This is a genomic window from Alcanivorax xiamenensis (genome assembly GCF_009846745.1).
GTDB lineage: Bacteria > Pseudomonadota > Gammaproteobacteria > Pseudomonadales > Alcanivoracaceae > Alloalcanivorax > Alloalcanivorax xiamenensis.
Window position 1 is genome coordinate 90,687 of record NZ_AQPF01000001.1, and the last position, 16,460, is coordinate 107,146.

The 16,460-nt window shown below is 62.9% G+C and carries 12 protein-coding genes; 11 read left to right on the plus strand and 1 reads right to left on the minus strand.

Going from position 1 to position 16,460, the window contains the following annotated elements; all coding sequences use genetic code 11:
* Positions 1-44: 44 nt before the first annotated feature.
* Positions 45-998, minus strand: a complete 954-nt coding sequence (gshB, locus tag A6D6_RS00425; protein ID WP_133491195.1) for a glutathione synthase — start codon at positions 996-998, stop codon at positions 45-47.
* A 232-nt stretch (positions 999-1,230) separates the two neighbouring features.
* Here gshB and pilG point away from each other — a divergent pair, with 232 nt between their 5' ends.
* The 11 genes from pilG (at position 1,231) to A6D6_RS00480 (ending at position 16,332) form a co-directional block, all read left to right on the plus strand.
* On the plus strand, positions 1,231-1,614 hold the full coding sequence (gene pilG, locus A6D6_RS00430) for a twitching motility response regulator PilG (protein WP_014992438.1): 384 nt from the start codon (positions 1,231-1,233) through the stop codon (positions 1,612-1,614).
* A 46-nt stretch (positions 1,615-1,660) separates the two neighbouring features.
* Complete coding sequence (gene pilH / locus A6D6_RS00435; protein WP_133491194.1) at positions 1,661-2,029, plus strand: twitching motility response regulator PilH; 369 nt, start codon at positions 1,661-1,663, stop codon at positions 2,027-2,029.
* Positions 2,030-2,044: 15 nt separating this feature from the next.
* Entirely contained in the window at positions 2,045-2,593 is a 549-nt protein-coding gene (locus A6D6_RS00440; protein WP_133491193.1) for a chemotaxis protein CheW, read from the plus strand.
* 202 nt (positions 2,594-2,795) lie between these two features.
* Positions 2,796-4,814 (plus strand): methyl-accepting chemotaxis protein, encoded by a 2,019-nt coding sequence (locus tag A6D6_RS00445; RefSeq protein WP_159659631.1) that lies wholly within the window; start codon positions 2,796-2,798, stop codon positions 4,812-4,814.
* Between the two features lie 11 nt (positions 4,815-4,825).
* Positions 4,826-5,689, plus strand: a complete 864-nt coding sequence (locus A6D6_RS00450) for a CheR family methyltransferase (RefSeq protein WP_370450522.1) — start codon at positions 4,826-4,828, stop codon at positions 5,687-5,689.
* Positions 5,690-5,727: 38 nt separating this feature from the next.
* On the plus strand, positions 5,728-12,066 hold the full coding sequence (locus A6D6_RS00455) for an Hpt domain-containing protein (RefSeq protein WP_159659632.1): 6,339 nt from the start codon (positions 5,728-5,730) through the stop codon (positions 12,064-12,066).
* Positions 12,063-13,088 (plus strand): chemotaxis protein CheB, encoded by a 1,026-nt coding sequence (locus A6D6_RS00460; RefSeq protein WP_133491189.1) that lies wholly within the window; start codon positions 12,063-12,065, stop codon positions 13,086-13,088. The genes A6D6_RS00455 and A6D6_RS00460 overlap by 4 nt, the downstream gene beginning before the upstream one ends.
* 25 nt (positions 13,089-13,113) lie before the next feature.
* The gene (locus A6D6_RS00465) at positions 13,114-13,623 is read left to right on the plus strand and encodes a chemotaxis protein CheW (RefSeq protein ID WP_133491188.1); all 510 of its coding nucleotides are present in this window, start codon (positions 13,114-13,116) and stop codon (positions 13,621-13,623) included.
* Positions 13,623-14,651: an MBL fold metallo-hydrolase gene (locus A6D6_RS00470; protein WP_159659633.1), complete on the plus strand. Its 1,029-nt coding sequence runs from the start codon at positions 13,623-13,625 to the stop codon at positions 14,649-14,651. The genes A6D6_RS00465 and A6D6_RS00470 overlap by 1 nt, the downstream gene beginning before the upstream one ends.
* 147 nt (positions 14,652-14,798) lie before the next feature.
* Entirely contained in the window at positions 14,799-15,818 is a 1,020-nt protein-coding gene (locus tag A6D6_RS00475; protein WP_133491186.1) for a lysophospholipid acyltransferase family protein, read from the plus strand.
* A 28-nt stretch (positions 15,819-15,846) separates the two neighbouring features.
* Entirely contained in the window at positions 15,847-16,332 is a 486-nt protein-coding gene (locus A6D6_RS00480; protein WP_133491185.1) for an FKBP-type peptidyl-prolyl cis-trans isomerase, read from the plus strand.
* Positions 16,333-16,460: the final 128 nt, after the last annotated feature.

The window sequence follows — 16,460 nt, forward strand, 5'->3', positions numbered from 1 at the left end:
GCCCTTGTTATGGCGGGTATTGTCCCGTCGGTTTTACGTTTTCGCTAGGACCGGTTACGCATTTCCAGCAAAGCGTCGAAAAGCTGGCCGGCGATATTGATGCCGTAAATGGCGTCCAGCTCCCGCGCGCAGGTGGGACTGGTGACGTTGATCTCGGTGAGATAGTCACCGATCACATCCAGCCCGACGAAATACAATCCGCGCTCGCGCAACACCGGCCCCACTTGCTCGCAGATCCAGCGATCACGGTCGCTCAACTCCCGCCCCTGGCCGGTGCCACCAGCCGCCAGGTTGCCGCGGAATTCACCTTCCTTGGGAATGCGCGCCAGCGCATAGGGCACCGGTTCCCCATTGATCATCAGGATGCGTTTGTCACCGCTGGTGATCTCGGGAATGAACTGTTGCGCCATGATCGGCGTGCGGCCGTGATCGGTCAGCACCTCGATGATCACGCTGGTGTTGGGGCTGTCCTTGGACACCCGGAAGATATTAGCGCCGCCCATGGCATCCAGCGGCTTCATGACGATGTCATTGAACTCCGCTACAAAAGCCCGCAACTGATCGGCGCGGCCGGAAACCAGGGTCGGCACACAGCATTGCGGGAAATCGGTGGCGAACAGTTTTTCGTTGCTGTCACGGACACTGCCGGGACGATTCACCACCAGGGCGCCCTCGCGCTCCGCTTTTTCAAGAATATAGGTCGCGTAGACGTACTCGGCGTTAAACGGCGGATCCTGGCGCATCAGGATCATGTCCAGATCCGGCAAGGACGTCCGCACGGCGTCGCCGAGTTCGAACCAGTGATCGTTATTGTCTTCCACCCGCAGCGGTCGGGTGATGGCCAGGGGCCGGCCGTCACGAACATACAGATCCCCCGGTTCCATGTAGTGCAGCCGCCAGCCGCGCCGCTGAGCTTCCAGGAGCAGGGATAAAGTGGTGTCTTTCCAGGGTTTTATGTGAGCGATGGGATCCATCACCACACCGATATCAAGGCTCATGGTGGCTCCAGGCAAAAGGACGACACCGCATGTTAGCAGCGCGTGGGCATGCTCGCTACGGGATGCTTTTCTCAAGTCCCACAGGGTCTTATAGATTGATTGTAGAAACTGTGTTAAAACCTCGGCGTGGGCTGAAAGACCCCGAAGCCCTGCCTATCGCGACACTATAAAAAGATTCCTCATTACAAGGTGTCGCGGCCTGTATTCGAATCACGGTGAAAGGCAGTTCTCAATGACTGATAATTTTCAAGACCTCAAGGTCATGGTGATCGACGATTCGAAAACCATTCGTCGTACCGCCGAGACCTTATTGAAGAAAGCGGGTTGTGAGGTGATTACCGCCACCGACGGGTTCGATGCGCTTGCCAAGATTGCCGACAGCAAGCCCCGGATCATTTTCGTGGACATCATGATGCCCCGGCTGGATGGCTATCAAACGTGCGCTTTGATCAAGAACAACAGCGCGTTCAAGCAGACACCGGTGATCATGCTCTCCTCGAAGGACGGCTTGTTCGACAAGGCCAAGGGCCGCATCGTGGGATCCGATGAATACCTGACCAAGCCTTTTTCCAAGGACGAGCTACTGGGCGCCATCCGTCAGCATATCAGCGCCTGAAACGGGCGCCTGACCGATGTGACCCTGCTCAACCATAGAGGAAAAGATGGCACGGATTCTTATTGTCGATGATTCTCCCACGGAGACGTACAAGCTGCGGGAGATTCTGGAGAAGCACGGCCACCAGGTGCTGGAAGCCAGCAACGGGGCCGACGGTGTGGCGGCTACCCGTTCCGAACAACCGGATCTGGTATTAATGGATGTGGTGATGCCCGGCCTCAATGGTTTTCAAGCCACCCGGCAGTTGACCAAAGGCGCGGACACCCGACACATCCCAATTGTTATCGTCACCACCAAGGATCAGGAAACCGATCGGGTTTGGGGTAAACGCCAGGGAGCTCGGGATTATCTGACCAAGCCGGTGGATGAAGCGGTTTTATTGGAAACGGTCGAGCGTCAGCTCACCGGAGCGTGACGAGGGGGATCGCCGATGAGCGCCACGTCCACAGCCTATTTGAAACTGGCGGACTATTTCATCCGTTGCCGCGACAATGCCGCCAACCTGCCGGAAGAGCAGGATGCCACACCTTATTGGAGTGGTGTCGGATTCTCCCTCAACGGCCACCGTCTGGTGGCGCCGTTGACGGAAGTGGCCGAGATTCTGTCGCCGCAGGCCTGTGCCCGGGTGCCCGGCGCTCAGGATTGGGTACGCGGCGTGGCCAATGTTCGCGGGCGTTTGATGACCGTGACCGATTTGAGCCGATTTCTTGAACGCGCCTCGGAAATCGCCGAAGGCCGGCGCCGGTTGCTGGTGCTGGACCGAGACGAACTCTACACCGGCGTGATGGTCGATGATGTTCTGGGGATGCAACATTTTCCGGTGGAAAACCGTGTCACAGCGCCGCCACGTCCGGAGGAAAGTCCGATGGCCGCCTATCTGGACGGGGGTTACCGCCGGGACGGGGAATACTGGTCCGTGTTCAGCCTTGCCCGGCTGGCACGGGATCCGCGCTTTATGCGAGCGGCCAGCGGGGAATGAGCAGAAGGGAGTGACCGTGGGGGGAGGACGTCGTGCCGGGGGGAACATCGGCATGCCTCCAATCAACCATCGCGGTTCCAGAATCGTCGGGAACGGTTTTTGACGTGCCAGTGACTGCCCGGGAAAAGGGGGAGACCGCCATCGACGGCGGCCACGCAATACGGTCACACAATAAGAGCTGAGTCAGGCCAGGAGCCAAGCTATGAAGTTCAAACCGGGGCTTGTGTTAGACAAGATGCGGGGGGGAGCGGGTAACAATCCGCTGGGTGTTGCTCTGTATGTCGGGTTACTCGCCTTTATCGTTCTCGCCTTGATGAATTTCGTTCTGTCCGCCATCGGCGCCAACCACGCCCGGGATAATATTACCCAGGCGTCGGACATGCGTGTCTATTCCCAACAGTTGCCGAAAAACGCTCTGGAGGCGGTGTCCGGCAACGCCGAGGCCTTCGCCTTGCTTGAGCAGGGCCGCCAGGGCTTTCTGCGCGCTTGGACTCAGGTCAAGGACGAACCGGTGTCGGATCCGCGGGTGCTGCAACGCCTGCAAAACTTGTGGGACGAAGCGCTACGGCAGGTGAACACGGTCCTTCAGGGACGTGCCACGGTGCTGGATCTGCACCAGGTGTCCGCCACCCTGGCACAGACCATTCCGGAACTTCAGAACAAGTATGACGAGGTGGTGCGCATCCTGATCGCCAACGGCGCCTCCGCCGATCAGGTGGCACTGGCACAACGTCAGTCATTGCTCACCGAACGTTTGATGCGATCCTTGTCGAAAATCCTGGAAGGCCGTGACAGCGCGGTGGCGGCGGCGGAAACGTTTGGCACCGACGCGGTGCGATTCGGCAATGTGGTCAACGGCATGCTGCGCGGCAACAGCCGTCTCGGCATTCAGAGAGTCAGCGACCGCGATGCTCGCGCGCGGTTGGCGGATATCGCCGATGTTTTCAATCAATTCATCAATCCCTCCGTGGACAAGGTGCTGGAAACCGCGCCGGATCTGATGCAGATCCGGGCCGCCGCCGACAGCCTGTTCCTGCGCTCCCAGGACCTGCTACAGGAAGCTTCCAATCTGGACAACCTGTTCGAGAACGCCAACAGCGGCCTGTTCCCCTCCATATGGCTGGGAATCCTGTGCGCGGCGATCTCGGTGCTGCTGTTTTTCCTGATCATGCTGCAGGGCAACCGCAGCGCCAGCAAACAACGCGGTGAGCTGGAAAGCGAGAATCAGCGTAACCAGGCGGCGATTCTGCGCCTGCTCGACGAGCTGGGGGATCTGGCGGACGGTGACCTGACCGTGGAAGCGACGGTAACCGAGGATTTTACCGGCGCCATCGCCGACTCCATCAATTATTCCATTGACCAGCTACGCAGTCTGGTACAAACCATCAACCAATCCGCCGTGCAGGTGGCCAGCGCCGCCCAGGAAACCCAGTCCACCGCCATGCACCTGGCGGAAGCTTCCGAACATCAGGCCCAGGAAATCGCCGGCGCCTCCGCGGCGGTGAATGAGATGGCGGTGTCCATCGATCAGGTGTCCGCCAATGCCGCCGAGTCCGCGGCGGTGGCGGAACGGGCGGTGGCCATCGCCAACAAAGGCGCCGAGGTGGTGCAGGCCACCATTCATGGCATGGACACCATTCGAGAGCAGATCCAGGAAACCTCCAAACGGATCAAACGCCTGGGCGAGTCCTCCCAGGAAATTGGCGACATTGTTTCGCTGATCAACGACATCGCCGACCAAACCAATATTCTGGCCCTGAATGCCGCCATCCAGGCCTCCATGGCCGGGGAAGCCGGCCGTGGTTTCGCCGTGGTCGCCGACGAGGTGCAGCGCCTGGCGGAGCGTTCCGCCGCCGCCACCAAGCAGATCGAAACCCTGGTGAAGACGATTCAGACCGACACCAACGAAGCGGTGATCTCCATGGAGGCTACCACCGCCGAAGTTGTGAAGGGAGCCCGTCTCGCCCAGGACGCCGGCGTGGCACTGGAAGAAATCGAAACGGTATCGAAGAACCTGGCCGACCTGATTCAGAACATTTCCAACGCCGCCCGCCAGCAGGCCGCGTCCGCGGGACACATTTCCAACACCATGAACGTGATCCAGGAAATCACCTCGCAGACCTCCGCCGGGACCACCGCCACCGCCCGTTCCATTGGCGATCTGGCGGAGATGGCGCAGGACATGCGTAACTCGGTGGCCGGCTTCAGATTGCCCGGCTGATGGACATCGCCGTGACGCCGCCCTGGGCCCTTCGCAACGCGCCGGCCATGGACGCGGAGCAATTTCAGCTCTGGCGAACATTGCTGGAAGAGCGCACCGGCATGACATTGCCGACGGAACGGAAATCCTTTCTGGAAACCAGCCTGAGTGCACGCATGCGTGAGCTGGGCCTGGAGGATTACCAAACCTATTACGCTCAATTGGTCACCGGCGCCAGCGAGTCCCGTGCCATGGAATGGTCGATTCTGGTGGACCGGCTCACGGTGCAGGAAACCGGCTTTTTCCGTCACCCGGGATCCTTCGCGCTGGTCAAAGCGTTCAGTCGTGAATTCGCCCGCCGGCATGTCAACGGCGGCACCCTCAATGCGTGGAGCGTGGGGTGCTCCACCGGCGAGGAAGCCTATTCGCTGGCGATGGTGATCAACGAGTGTTTCGCCGGTGCCCGCGACAAACTTTTTTACGGCATCACCGGCACGGATATCAGTCTGCCCACCCTGGCCAGGGCACGCCGTGGCGTGTTCCCCTTGCGCCGGGTAAACCGCGTGGCACCAGCGTTACGCGAGCGGTATTTTCAACCCCACGACACCCAGCACCTTCAGGTTACCGCCACCTTGCGCGAGCGGGTGTGCTTCGCCCATCTGAATGTGCTGGATCTGGATCAGGCTCCGATGGAAAACCTGGACCTGATCTTCTGCCAGAACATGCTGATTTATTTTCGCCGCTGGCGAAAACGCCAGATCGTCAATCGTCTGGCCGCCCGTCTGGCGCCGGGGGGCGTCCTGGTCCTCGGACCCGGCGAAATCACCGACTGGCAAAACGATAATCTGGAGCGGGAAGTCTATCCCGACACGTTGGCGTTCCGGCGCCGCGTTTGACGGCCAGGGGCTGGGGGCAGCTCCGGGGGGATCATCAAATGAGCGACCATCACGACTATCTGGCTCTCGACTGGGTGCGTGGCGAAATCCAGGAAACACTGGATCAGGCCCGCGAAGCGTTGGAAGCCTATGTGGAGAACCCGGGCGACTCGACACGCATGCGGTTCTGCCAGACCCATCTGCATCAGGTCCATGGGACCTTGCAAATGGTGGAGTTCTACGGCGCCGCGCTGCTCGCCGAGGAAATGGAAAAGCTGGCCCGGGCCCTGCTTGATCGGCGTATTGACCAGGAAGCGGAAAGCCTGGAGCTGTTGATGCGCGCGATCCTGCAGTTGCCCCCCTATCTGGATCGGGTGGCCAGTAACCGCCGGGATCTACCGGTCGTGTTGCTGCCACTCTTGAACGACCTGCGCGCCGCGCGCGGCGAACCACTGTTGTCCGAAACCGCGCTGTTCAAACCCGATCTGAGCCATGCCCGGGGCGACGGTCGCATTGACGAGAGCATCCGCAACGACGCCCGTTTCCCGCAGTTGATCCGCAAGATGCGGCAGACGTTTCAGGTAGCCCTGGTGGGCATCATGCGCGGCGACCAGGTGAAGCGTAATCTCGGCTATCTGCGCCGGGTGTTGGAGAAGCTCCGGCAAATCAGCGGTGACGCCGCCCGGGCCCCATTATGGGGGATCGCCGATGCCATGGTGGAAGGACTGGAGGAAGACGTTATTCCACTGGGCTCCTCGGCCAAACAGATGCTCGGCCAGCTGGATCGCACCCTGCGTGAGCTGGCCGCCGACGGCGCCGACAGTCTGGAACGCCCGGCGCCAACGGAGTTGATCAAGAACCTGCTTTATTACGTGGCCCGGGCGGAGCGCGCGACACCGGCCATCGATGCCATCCGGCGGCGCTTTCGTCTGCGGGAGGCTCTCCCCCCGGAAGCACTGGTCAACGAGGAACGGGCCCGCCTCAATGGCCCCGATGCCGCGACCCTGCATTCGGTGGTGACCGCTTTGTCCGAGGAGATCACCAAGGTCAAGGATCACCTGGAGCGGTTCGTTCATGCCCCCCGCTCGGATCCCGCCGACCTGGCCCCCCTGGTCGGCACGCTGAAACAAGTGTCCGACACCATCGCCATGCTCGGTCTGGGCCAGCCCCGGGTACTGGTGGATGAACAACGGCGGGTCCTGGACGACATCGCCGAACGTCGTCAGCCGCCGCAACGGGAGCGGCTGATGGATGTGGCCGGTGCTCTGTTGTACGTGGAAGCGACGCTCGCCGGCTTTGGCGGCAACAACCCGCGCCGCCCCGCCGGGAATACTCTTGAAAGCACCAACGCTTCACCGCTGCCTGATCATATCGGCCAGGCCATGGAAGCGGCGCTGCGAGAATGCCGGGCGGGCCTGGAAGAAGCCAAGGACGGAGTGGTGGAATTCATCGCCTCGCATTGGGATCGCGCGCATTTGCAATCCGTACCAGACCGCCTGCAGACCGTCCGTGGCGGCCTGGAGATGGTGCAACTGCAGCGCCCGGCCCTGGTACTTCGCCAATGCGCCCGTTTCATTCGGGAACGGCTGTTGGACGATGAGCAGGCCCCGGACTGGCAAAGCATGGATACTCTCGCCGACGCCATGAGCTCGGTGGAATACTACCTGGAACGTCTCAGCGACGACCCGCATACCGGCGACGATGTTCTCGAAGTGGCGCATCGCAGCATCGCCGCCCTGGGTTATCCGCTCCAGCCCGAGGAAAACCACGCGGAGCCGCCGTCGAGCACAACGGAAGCGGCGCCGGAACCACCCTACGCCGACGACGATGATCTGGTGGATGACGAAATCGTCGAGATTTTTGTCGAGGAAGCGGACGAAGTCATCGAGGCGCTGGACCAGTACTTTCCCCGCTGGGCCGCCAATACCGGCGATGAAACCGCTCTGGTGGAGTTCCGCCGCGCCTTCCACACCCTGAAAGGCTCCGGCCGCATGGTCGGCGCCACCACCGTGGGTGAACTGGCCTGGGCCATCGAGAATATGATGAACCGGGTCATTGATCACAGCATCAGCGCCGACGCCACACTGATTGGTCTGGTGCGCGAGGTTCACGCTCTGATCCCCGATCTGGTCGGCGCTTTCGCCCAACGCCAACCGGATCCGGTGGACGTGACCCCACTGATCGAGGCCGCCGGCATTCTTGCTGACGGCGGCAGCCTGGATCAGGTGCCTTCAGCGGGTGGCGCCCAGGGGAAAGAAGAGGCGCGGAAAGCCGGCACCAGGCCCTCCGTCACACTCAGTGATGAGGACTACCAGGCCCTCACCGGCAACGCGAAGATGGATCCGGCGGAGACATCGGACGACACGCTGGATGACCTGGACAGTCTGATATTGCCCGATGCTTCCGTGGACCAGCCCGATCCCGTGCTGCTGGATATTTTCCTCCGCGAGGCCGAGCGCAACCTCGCGCTGCTGGCGCAATGGCTGGATGCGCTGGACCCGGAACTCAGCGAGCAGGACCTGGATGACCGCGTCCATCGCGCCTTGCACACTCTGAAAGGCAGCGCGCGCATGGCCGAATTGACTGCCATGGCGGAACTGGCGGAGGCGGGTGAAAAGCTGGTGAAGGAGCTGATCGCCGCCGGTCTGCGCGCCAGCCGCGATCAGGTGGCGCTGATCCGCGACAGCCACCAGCAACTGGGTGACACCCTGCGGCGGTTGGCCACACAGGGCGATGCCTCTTTACCCGATGCCGGATCTTTGTTGAACGCCCTGGACGACGCCCGCCACCAGATTCGCGGCGACCATCACGACAATAACGCCCAGGTACTGTCCATGCTGTTGTCCGACAGCATGGACCTGGTGATGGATGCGGACACACTGTTACAGGCCTGGTCCACCGATCCCGAACAGATCCGACCGTTGGCCCGGTTACGTGATGACCTGCAGAATCTGGCGCAAGGTGCCCGCAAGGCCGGCCTGGAGGAAATCGAAGGGCTCGCCCTGGCCCTGGCCAACACCTACGCTACCATCACTCAGGGCCGTCTGATCTTCCATCCGGAGCTGCTTGCACAGCTTAACGAGGGGCATGACGCGCTGATCAACATGCTCGATTGTCTGGCCGCCGGCCAGACCGTCCGCGCCGAGCTGGGGTTAGTGGACGGCCTGCGTGATTTGACCGAAACCCGGCGGGCAGGGAGCCCGGCCCCGCAGGCAGCGACGATACCGGCCTCGGAACAGAATGCCGGGCTTTTGCGGCAGGCCGAGGAGATCCTGCTGCGCGCCAACGAACATCTTGCCACCTGGCAATTGGGGCAACCGGCCAGCCTAGATCAACTGGACCAGGAATTCACCGAACTGGCCACCAGCGCCGGCAAGGCCGAGGTCCCCGCGCTGGCGAACCTGGCCGGCTCCCTGGCCCGCCTGTATCGCCGTCTGGCATCACCGGAAACGGCGGCCCCCACGCCCTCGGTGTTCGATATTCTGCAAAGAGCCCATCACCGCCTGGCCGATATGATCGACCAGCTGCGCTCCGGCTCATTGCCGTCCACGGACACCATTCTCGAGGAGATGTTGGCACTGGCCGATACGCCCTGGACCCCGCCGGTCGAGACGGGAGCCAAGAAGCAGCCGGCGGTGAGGGAAGCGCCACCGGAACCGGCGGCGCGACCGGCCGTGGTGGAACGAGACGCGGAATTGGTCGGCATCTTTCTGGAAGAGGCGGAGGACATTCTCCACAGTTGCACCGAAAGCCTGGAACAGTGGATCGCGGAGCCAGAAAACATTCTGCTGGTGCAGGCCCTGCAGCGGGACCTGCACACCCTCAAAGGCGGGGCGCGCATGGCCGAACTCCGCGAGCTGGGTGATCTGGGCCATGAGATGGAAACGCTCTACGAGCGCCTCGCTCTTGGCCGCGTGGAGCGGCGGCCGGCGGTTTTCGATCTGCTGCATCGCTGCCACGACCGCGTGGCGGAGATGATTGACCAGGTCACCGCCCGGCGGGCCCTTGCCCCGGCCCGGGATTTGCTTCAGGCCATCCACGACTACCTGACCGATCCATCCGCTTTCCGCCTCGCGAGTCCCGCCCCGGAGATCAGCCCCCAAGTCCCCGCGGACCAACCCACCACGCCGCCGGGCGACAACCGCGATACCGGCGGTATCGATCCCGATATTCTCGATATTTTTCTGGAGGAATCGGAGGAGCTGGGCGAGACCATCGAAGTCACCCTGACCGCCTGGCGGGATCAGCCGGAAGACCGCCAGCTCAACGACCAGCTCAAGCGCGCTCTGCACACCCTCAAGGGCGGCGCGCGGCTGGCCGGGGTGGTGCCCCTTGGCGACTTGAGCCACGATTTCGAGCAGTTCCTGGAACGACTGGACAGTCAACGCCGGGCGCCGGAAGAAGACGACTTCCTCACCATGCTTGGCTGGCTGGACGCGATCAATCAGCAACGCGGACAACTGCGCGGGCAACCGGCGGACACCCGCGCACCGGACACCCTCCCGGAACCCGGCACCGCCGCCGAACCGCCCGCCACCGCGCCGGCGGCGCCCCAGGAAATGGTACGGGTGAGCGCCGAAGTACTTGAGGCGCTGGTGAATCTGGCCGGGGAAACCTCCATCAACCGGGGCCGGGTGGAACAGAGCCTCAACGACTTCGTCTCCCATGTGTCGGAGATTGGCGCCACCGTTACCCGGCTGTACGAACAATTGCGGCGGCTGGACGCGGAGACCGAAGCCCAGATTCTCTCCAATTATCAACAGGGCGTGGACCGGGGTGAGTTCGACGCCCGCTTCGACCCTCTGGAGATGGATCAGTATTCCGAACTGCACCAGATCACCAAACAGCTTTCCGAATCCGCCTCGGACTTACTGGATCTGAAAAACACGCTGCTGGAACGGACCCGCGACAGCGAGACCCTGCTGCTGCAGCAACAGCGTATCAATACCGAGCTGCAGGAGAAGCTGATGCGCACGCGCATGGTGCCGTTCTCCCGGCTGGTGCCGCGCCTGCGCCGCATCATCCGCCAGGTTTCCGGCGAGGTCGGCAAGAAAGTCGACTTCGAGGTGATCAACCCGGAAGGCGAGCTGGACCGCACTTTGATGGAACGCATGGTGGCCCCTCTGGAACACATGCTGCGCAACGCCATCGATCACGGCATCGAGTCACCACGGGAGCGGCGTGCGGCCAGCAAGAACGAGACCGGTCAGGTACGCCTGGAGCTGACCCGCGAAGGCGGCGAGGTGGTGCTGACCCTGGCCGACGACGGCGGCGGCATCAATACCGAGGCGGTACGCGCCAAGGCCGTGGAGCGGGGTCTGGTGGCCGCCGACGCCAATCCCGGCGACCAGGACGTGCATCAGTTCATTTTCCACGCCGGCTTCTCCACCGCCAGCCAGGTCACCCAACTCTCGGGCCGGGGCGTCGGCATGGATGTGGTGGCCAGCGAAATCAAACAACTCGGCGGCACCGTGCACATTGAGTCGCGCCGGGGGCAGGGCACCCGTTTCGTGGTGCGTCTGCCTTTCACCCTGGCGGTGAACCGGGCCTTGATGGTGCGGGCCAACGACGACACTTACGCCATTCCGCTCAACCAGATCGAAGGCATTGTGCGGGTCAGCCCGTTCGAATTACTCGATTATGTGGAAAATCAGAATCTGGTGTACCGCTACGCCGGCCAGGACTACGACCTGCATTACCTGGGCCGTTTCGTCCATGATCTGCCGATGCCGCATCCGGATGTGCAGAGCCAGCCGTTGCCGTTGCTGTTGATCCGCGGTTCCGACCACGCCGTGGCCCTGGTGGTGGACAACCTGGTGGGTTCCCGCGAGGTGGTGGTGAAATCCCTCGGGCCCCAGCTCACCAGCGTGGCCGGTATCAGCGGCGCCACCATTCTCGGTGACGGTTCCGTGGTGGTGATCCTCGACATCCACTCCCTGATCCGCGCCGCCCAACTGCGCCAACCGGCACCGCTGACCGCCCCGGCGGACCAGCGCGATACCGCTCGCGAGCAGGCGCCGCTGGTAATGGTGGTGGACGATTCGGTGACGGTGCGCAAGGTCACCGGACGCTTGCTGGAACGCCAGGGTTATCGGGTCATCACCGCCAAGGATGGTCTGGACGCCATCGCCAAATTGGAGGATCACACGCCGGACGCCATGCTGCTGGACATTGAAATGCCACGCATGGATGGCTTCGAGGTGGCGTCCCATGTCCGTCATGATGCGCGGCTGGCGCGGGTGCCCATCATCATGATCACTTCCAGAACCGGCGAGAAACACCGTGACCGGGCTTTCGATATCGGCGTCAACGGCTACATGGGGAAACCCTTCCAGGAAGGTGAGCTGCTCACCACCCTCGGCGAATTGCTGGAGGAAAGCCGGGAGAGCGTGGGATGACGCCACCGGCGGCCCGCATCGGCGTGATCGCCGATGACACCCTGCAAGGTCACTTGCTGTCCACGGCGATTCGCGGCCAGGGTTATCAGGTGGTGATCAGCACCGACCCGGAGAACCTGGCGGCCCACTGGCTTGATGACAGCGGCCTGGATCTGTGGGTGGTGGACCTGTCCCGGGAAGATCGCTGGCAGCACTTCCTTGACCACTTGCTGGAAGGCGCCCGCGCGCCGTTGCTGTTCTGCGATGGCCAGGCTCCGCCGCGTAACGCCGCCCATTATCCGCGCTGGGAGCGGCGTCTGCTGAGCAAACTGCTGGACTATGTGGGCCCACCGGCGCTGCGGGAACGCCTGCAAAGTCTGCCCCCGGACACCCGCGCGCCAATCCCGGAGCCCCGGGAATTCCGTGACCTGCCGCGGGACGATCAGGGCCGTCCGCGAAGGGTCTGGGTGCTGGGCGCCAGCCTGGGAGGGCCGGCGGCGGTGAAACGTTTTCTTGACTCGTTACCGGAACATCTGCCGGTGGCCTTTGTTCTGGCTCAACACATCGATCCCGGCTTTCTTGGCACGCTCCGTCAGGTCCTGGACCGGAACCCGTCGATCCGCTGCCGGATCGGTGCGGGCGGCAGCCGTCTGTGTCACGGCGAGGTGTTATTGGCGCCGGTGGAACACGCCATCCGTTTTCATTCCGATGGCCGGGTCATCACCACCGGCCACCGTTGGGAAGGCCCTTATGCCCCCAGCATCGACCAGTTGATGACCCATGTACTGGAGGGCATCGGTCACTGCGCCGGCGCCATTCTGTTTTCCGGCATGGGCAACGACGGTGCCATCGCCGCGCCGCGCCTGGCGGCTGCCGGCACCCTGGTCTGGGCCCAGTCAACGGACACCTGCGCCGCCAGCAGCCAGCCGGACTCGGTGCGGGATACCGGCTGTGTCAGCTATAGCGGCAGTCCGGAACAACTGGCCGGCCAGTTGGTGGAACAGGTACGCCGGGAATTATCGGCCCCGGCACCAGGCCGGTGACCCCGGCCCTTGCAAGGAGAAGACCATGTTCGATAAAACCGTGTCGGATAATACTATGTCCGATGATCGCCATGCCGACGCACTCCCCGACGATATCGCCGGTCTGCTGATTCCCATGGCGGAACGTCCCTGGCTGATCCCCAATATGGTGGTGGCGGAAGTGATCCCGCTGCGCCACCCGGACCGCCCCGGCCATGGCCCGGAGTGGCTGCTTGGCTGGATGCACTGGCGCGAACAGGAGTTGCCGCTGCTGTCCTTCGAGAAGCTGAATGAGTCCGGCCCCGTTCATATCGGGCCACAAGCGCGTATCGCCATCCTTCATTCGGTATCCGGGGCGTGCCGTTTCTACGCCATGGTGGTACAAGGGATACCAAGATTGCTGCGGGTGACACCCGGCGCCCCCCGGGAGGAACCGGGGGAGATCGGTCCGGCGGCGGCGATGAACGTGCAAATGGGAGGCGATCTGGCGGTGATTCCTGATCTCGACGCGGTGGAAAAAGCGGTGGCGGGCCTGCAATCCGGACAATGCCGGTAATGATTGACTGGTCTCTGCTGGAGCACTGGGCACGGCGCGATGCCCGTCCTCGCGGACGCTTCCGCAATCTTTATCCGACCCCCGATCACGGACTGGCGGCGTTTCTGCGTTGGCAAAGGGAAACCCGTGGCCGCTTCCCGTCCCATCTGCCATTCCCATTACAGCAACCGGACCCGGCGTTGCTGGCCCGGCCGGCACCTCGGCCGCGTTTCACCTGGATTGGCCACAGCACCTATCTGATCCAATACCAGAACTGGAATCTGCTCACCGACCCGGTGTTCTCCGAGCGCTGCTCACCCGTCTCCTTCGCCGGCCCCAAGCGTGCCGTTCCGCCGGCACTGACCATCGACGCACTCCCCCCCATCCACGCGGTGCTGGTTTCTCACAATCATTACGACCATCTGGACCGGGCGGCGGTGGACGCACTGCAACGGCGCTTTGGCGATCAGATCACCTGGTTCGCCCCCACCGGAGTGGGCGCCTGGCTGCGCCGCCGGGGCATCACCGAGGTGGTCGAGCGGGGCTGGTGGCAGCACGCGGACTGGCATGACGCTCAGGCGTTCTGCCTGCCGACCCAGCATTTCAGCGGCCGTGGCCCCCGTGATCGCAACACCACCCTGTGGTGCGGCTGGCGCCTGCAGTGGCCGGAGTTCAGTCTGTTTTTCGCTGGCGATACCGGTTACGCTCCGGTCTTTCAGGACATCCACAAAGCGATGGGACCGGTGGACACGGCGTTGTTACCGATCGGCGCCTATCTGCCTCGCTGGTTCATGGCGCCGGTGCATATCAATCCGGAGGAAGCCGTGCGCATTCACCAGGATCTGCACGCGCGCCATTCCCTGGCCATGCACTGGGGCACCTTCGTACTCACCGACGAGCCGATGGACGAACCGCCGCGACTGCTCACCCATGCCCTTGCAACCCGGGGCATTCCCGCCGGACAATTCCGCGTTCCAGCCCATGGCGAAACCGTGACCCTGCCCTTGCGCGACACCGTTGCCGCCATTGACCCTGTTTTGCGGGACTAAGCGCGGGTCGACCATGGGTCTGATCCGCGGCTCATGTAGAATGTGCTCATGGACGGCCCCCGCCGGCACACCTTGACTCCGGACCCGGGACCACAAGAATTCAGCCTTCGCACGCGGAGGCAGCGAGATCCAAGGAGAAAGCGGAACATGACACCACGGCAACGGGGGCGGCGTCTCTGGTGGCTGATGCGTCTGTTTGCGTGGCTGCCGTTACCCGTGGCGACAGGCTTGGGGGCGTTTCTGGCGGGATTGATGACCCGGGTGCCATTACGTTATGCCAGTGCTTACCGGGTTGCTCTGATCAATGTGTTGGCGGCGTATCCGGACATGCCCCTGTCCGAGGCGCGCCGGATCGCCCGGCAAAGCGTGTGCGAGCTGGGCCGCACCCTGACTGAGTTCGCCCATGTCTGGAGCCGGCCGGTGGAGGAAACACTGGCGCGCTTCTCCCATATCCATGGCGAAGCCGCTTTTCTCGAGGCCACCGCCAGCGAACGGCCGGTGCTGCTGTTGTCGCTGCACCAGGGCAGTTGGGAAAACATCAATCTGTATCTGGGGCAGAAAGGCGACACCACGGTGATGTACCAGCCGCATCCGGCCACACTGCTGGACGAAGTGGTGAAGCTGGCACGCGAACGTACCGGCTGCCGGCTGGTGCCCACCAACAGCCAGGGGGTCAAGGAAGGGCTGGCCACCATGCGCGCCGGCGGTACTCTGGCGTTGCTGGCCGACCATAACCCCGGCAGCCGCGCCAATCCCTATGCGCCGTTCTTCGGCCACCCGGTACCCACTCCGGCGCTGGTGGGAAAACTGGTGCGCCGCTTCCGGCCTCATATTTTCGTGGTGTCCTGCTACCGTGGCGACGGCGGGGTGCGGGATATCCAGGTGCATTTCGAACCGGCGCCGGACATTGAAAACGCCGAGGACGACGACGCCATTCTGTCCGCCTTGAATCGGCATCTGGCCCGCTGCATCAGCCGCAAGCCGACCCAGTATCAATGGACGTACAAACGCTTCAAATGGCGTCCCGGCGGCCGCCGTCTGTGGTACCGGCAATCCCTGGTGCTGTTGCACCGCGCCGCCCACGGGGAGGACCGCTCGGCGCTGGGCTTGGCACCGGACACCACGCCGCCGCGGAGCGCTTCCGTCCCCTCGGAAGGACAAGCATAATAGCGCCTTCGTTTTCGAGGACTGGTCCATGCCGATCAATAAAGACAAGGTCGTTACCCTGCACTACACCCTGCTCGATGGTGCGGATGGCAGCGAACTGGAACGCAGCGCCGAAGATGCGCCCCTGTTGTATCTGCACGGTGCCGGCAACATTCTGCCCGGCCTTGAGGCCGCGCTGGAGGGCAAGGACGTCGGCGAGGATGTGGAAGTGACCCTGGAAGCCGGGGATGCCTACGGCGAACGTGACGACAGCCTGCGGCAACGCCTGCCGGCCAAGCACTTCAAGCACGCCGGCAAGCTGAAACCCGGCAAAGTGGTGCGGCTGCAAACCGAACAGGGCCCGCGCCTGGTTACCGTGGTGAAAGTGGGCCTGAAAACCGTGGACGTGGATGCCAACCATCCACTGGCGGGCCGCGCCTTGCGCTTTCAGCTCTCGATCAAGGATATCCGCGACGCCAGCGCCGAGGAAATCGCCCACCGCCATGTTCATGGTCCGGGCGGCCACCAGCACTGAAATATCGCGGGCCATGGATCGTTGGTGTCCAAAGTTCCAGGACAGCGCACCGATACGCATCACGCTAACACACCATTCGCTGCTAAAGCAGCTTCCCACAAAAGCGATTACGAAGCCGCTGTGGGAGC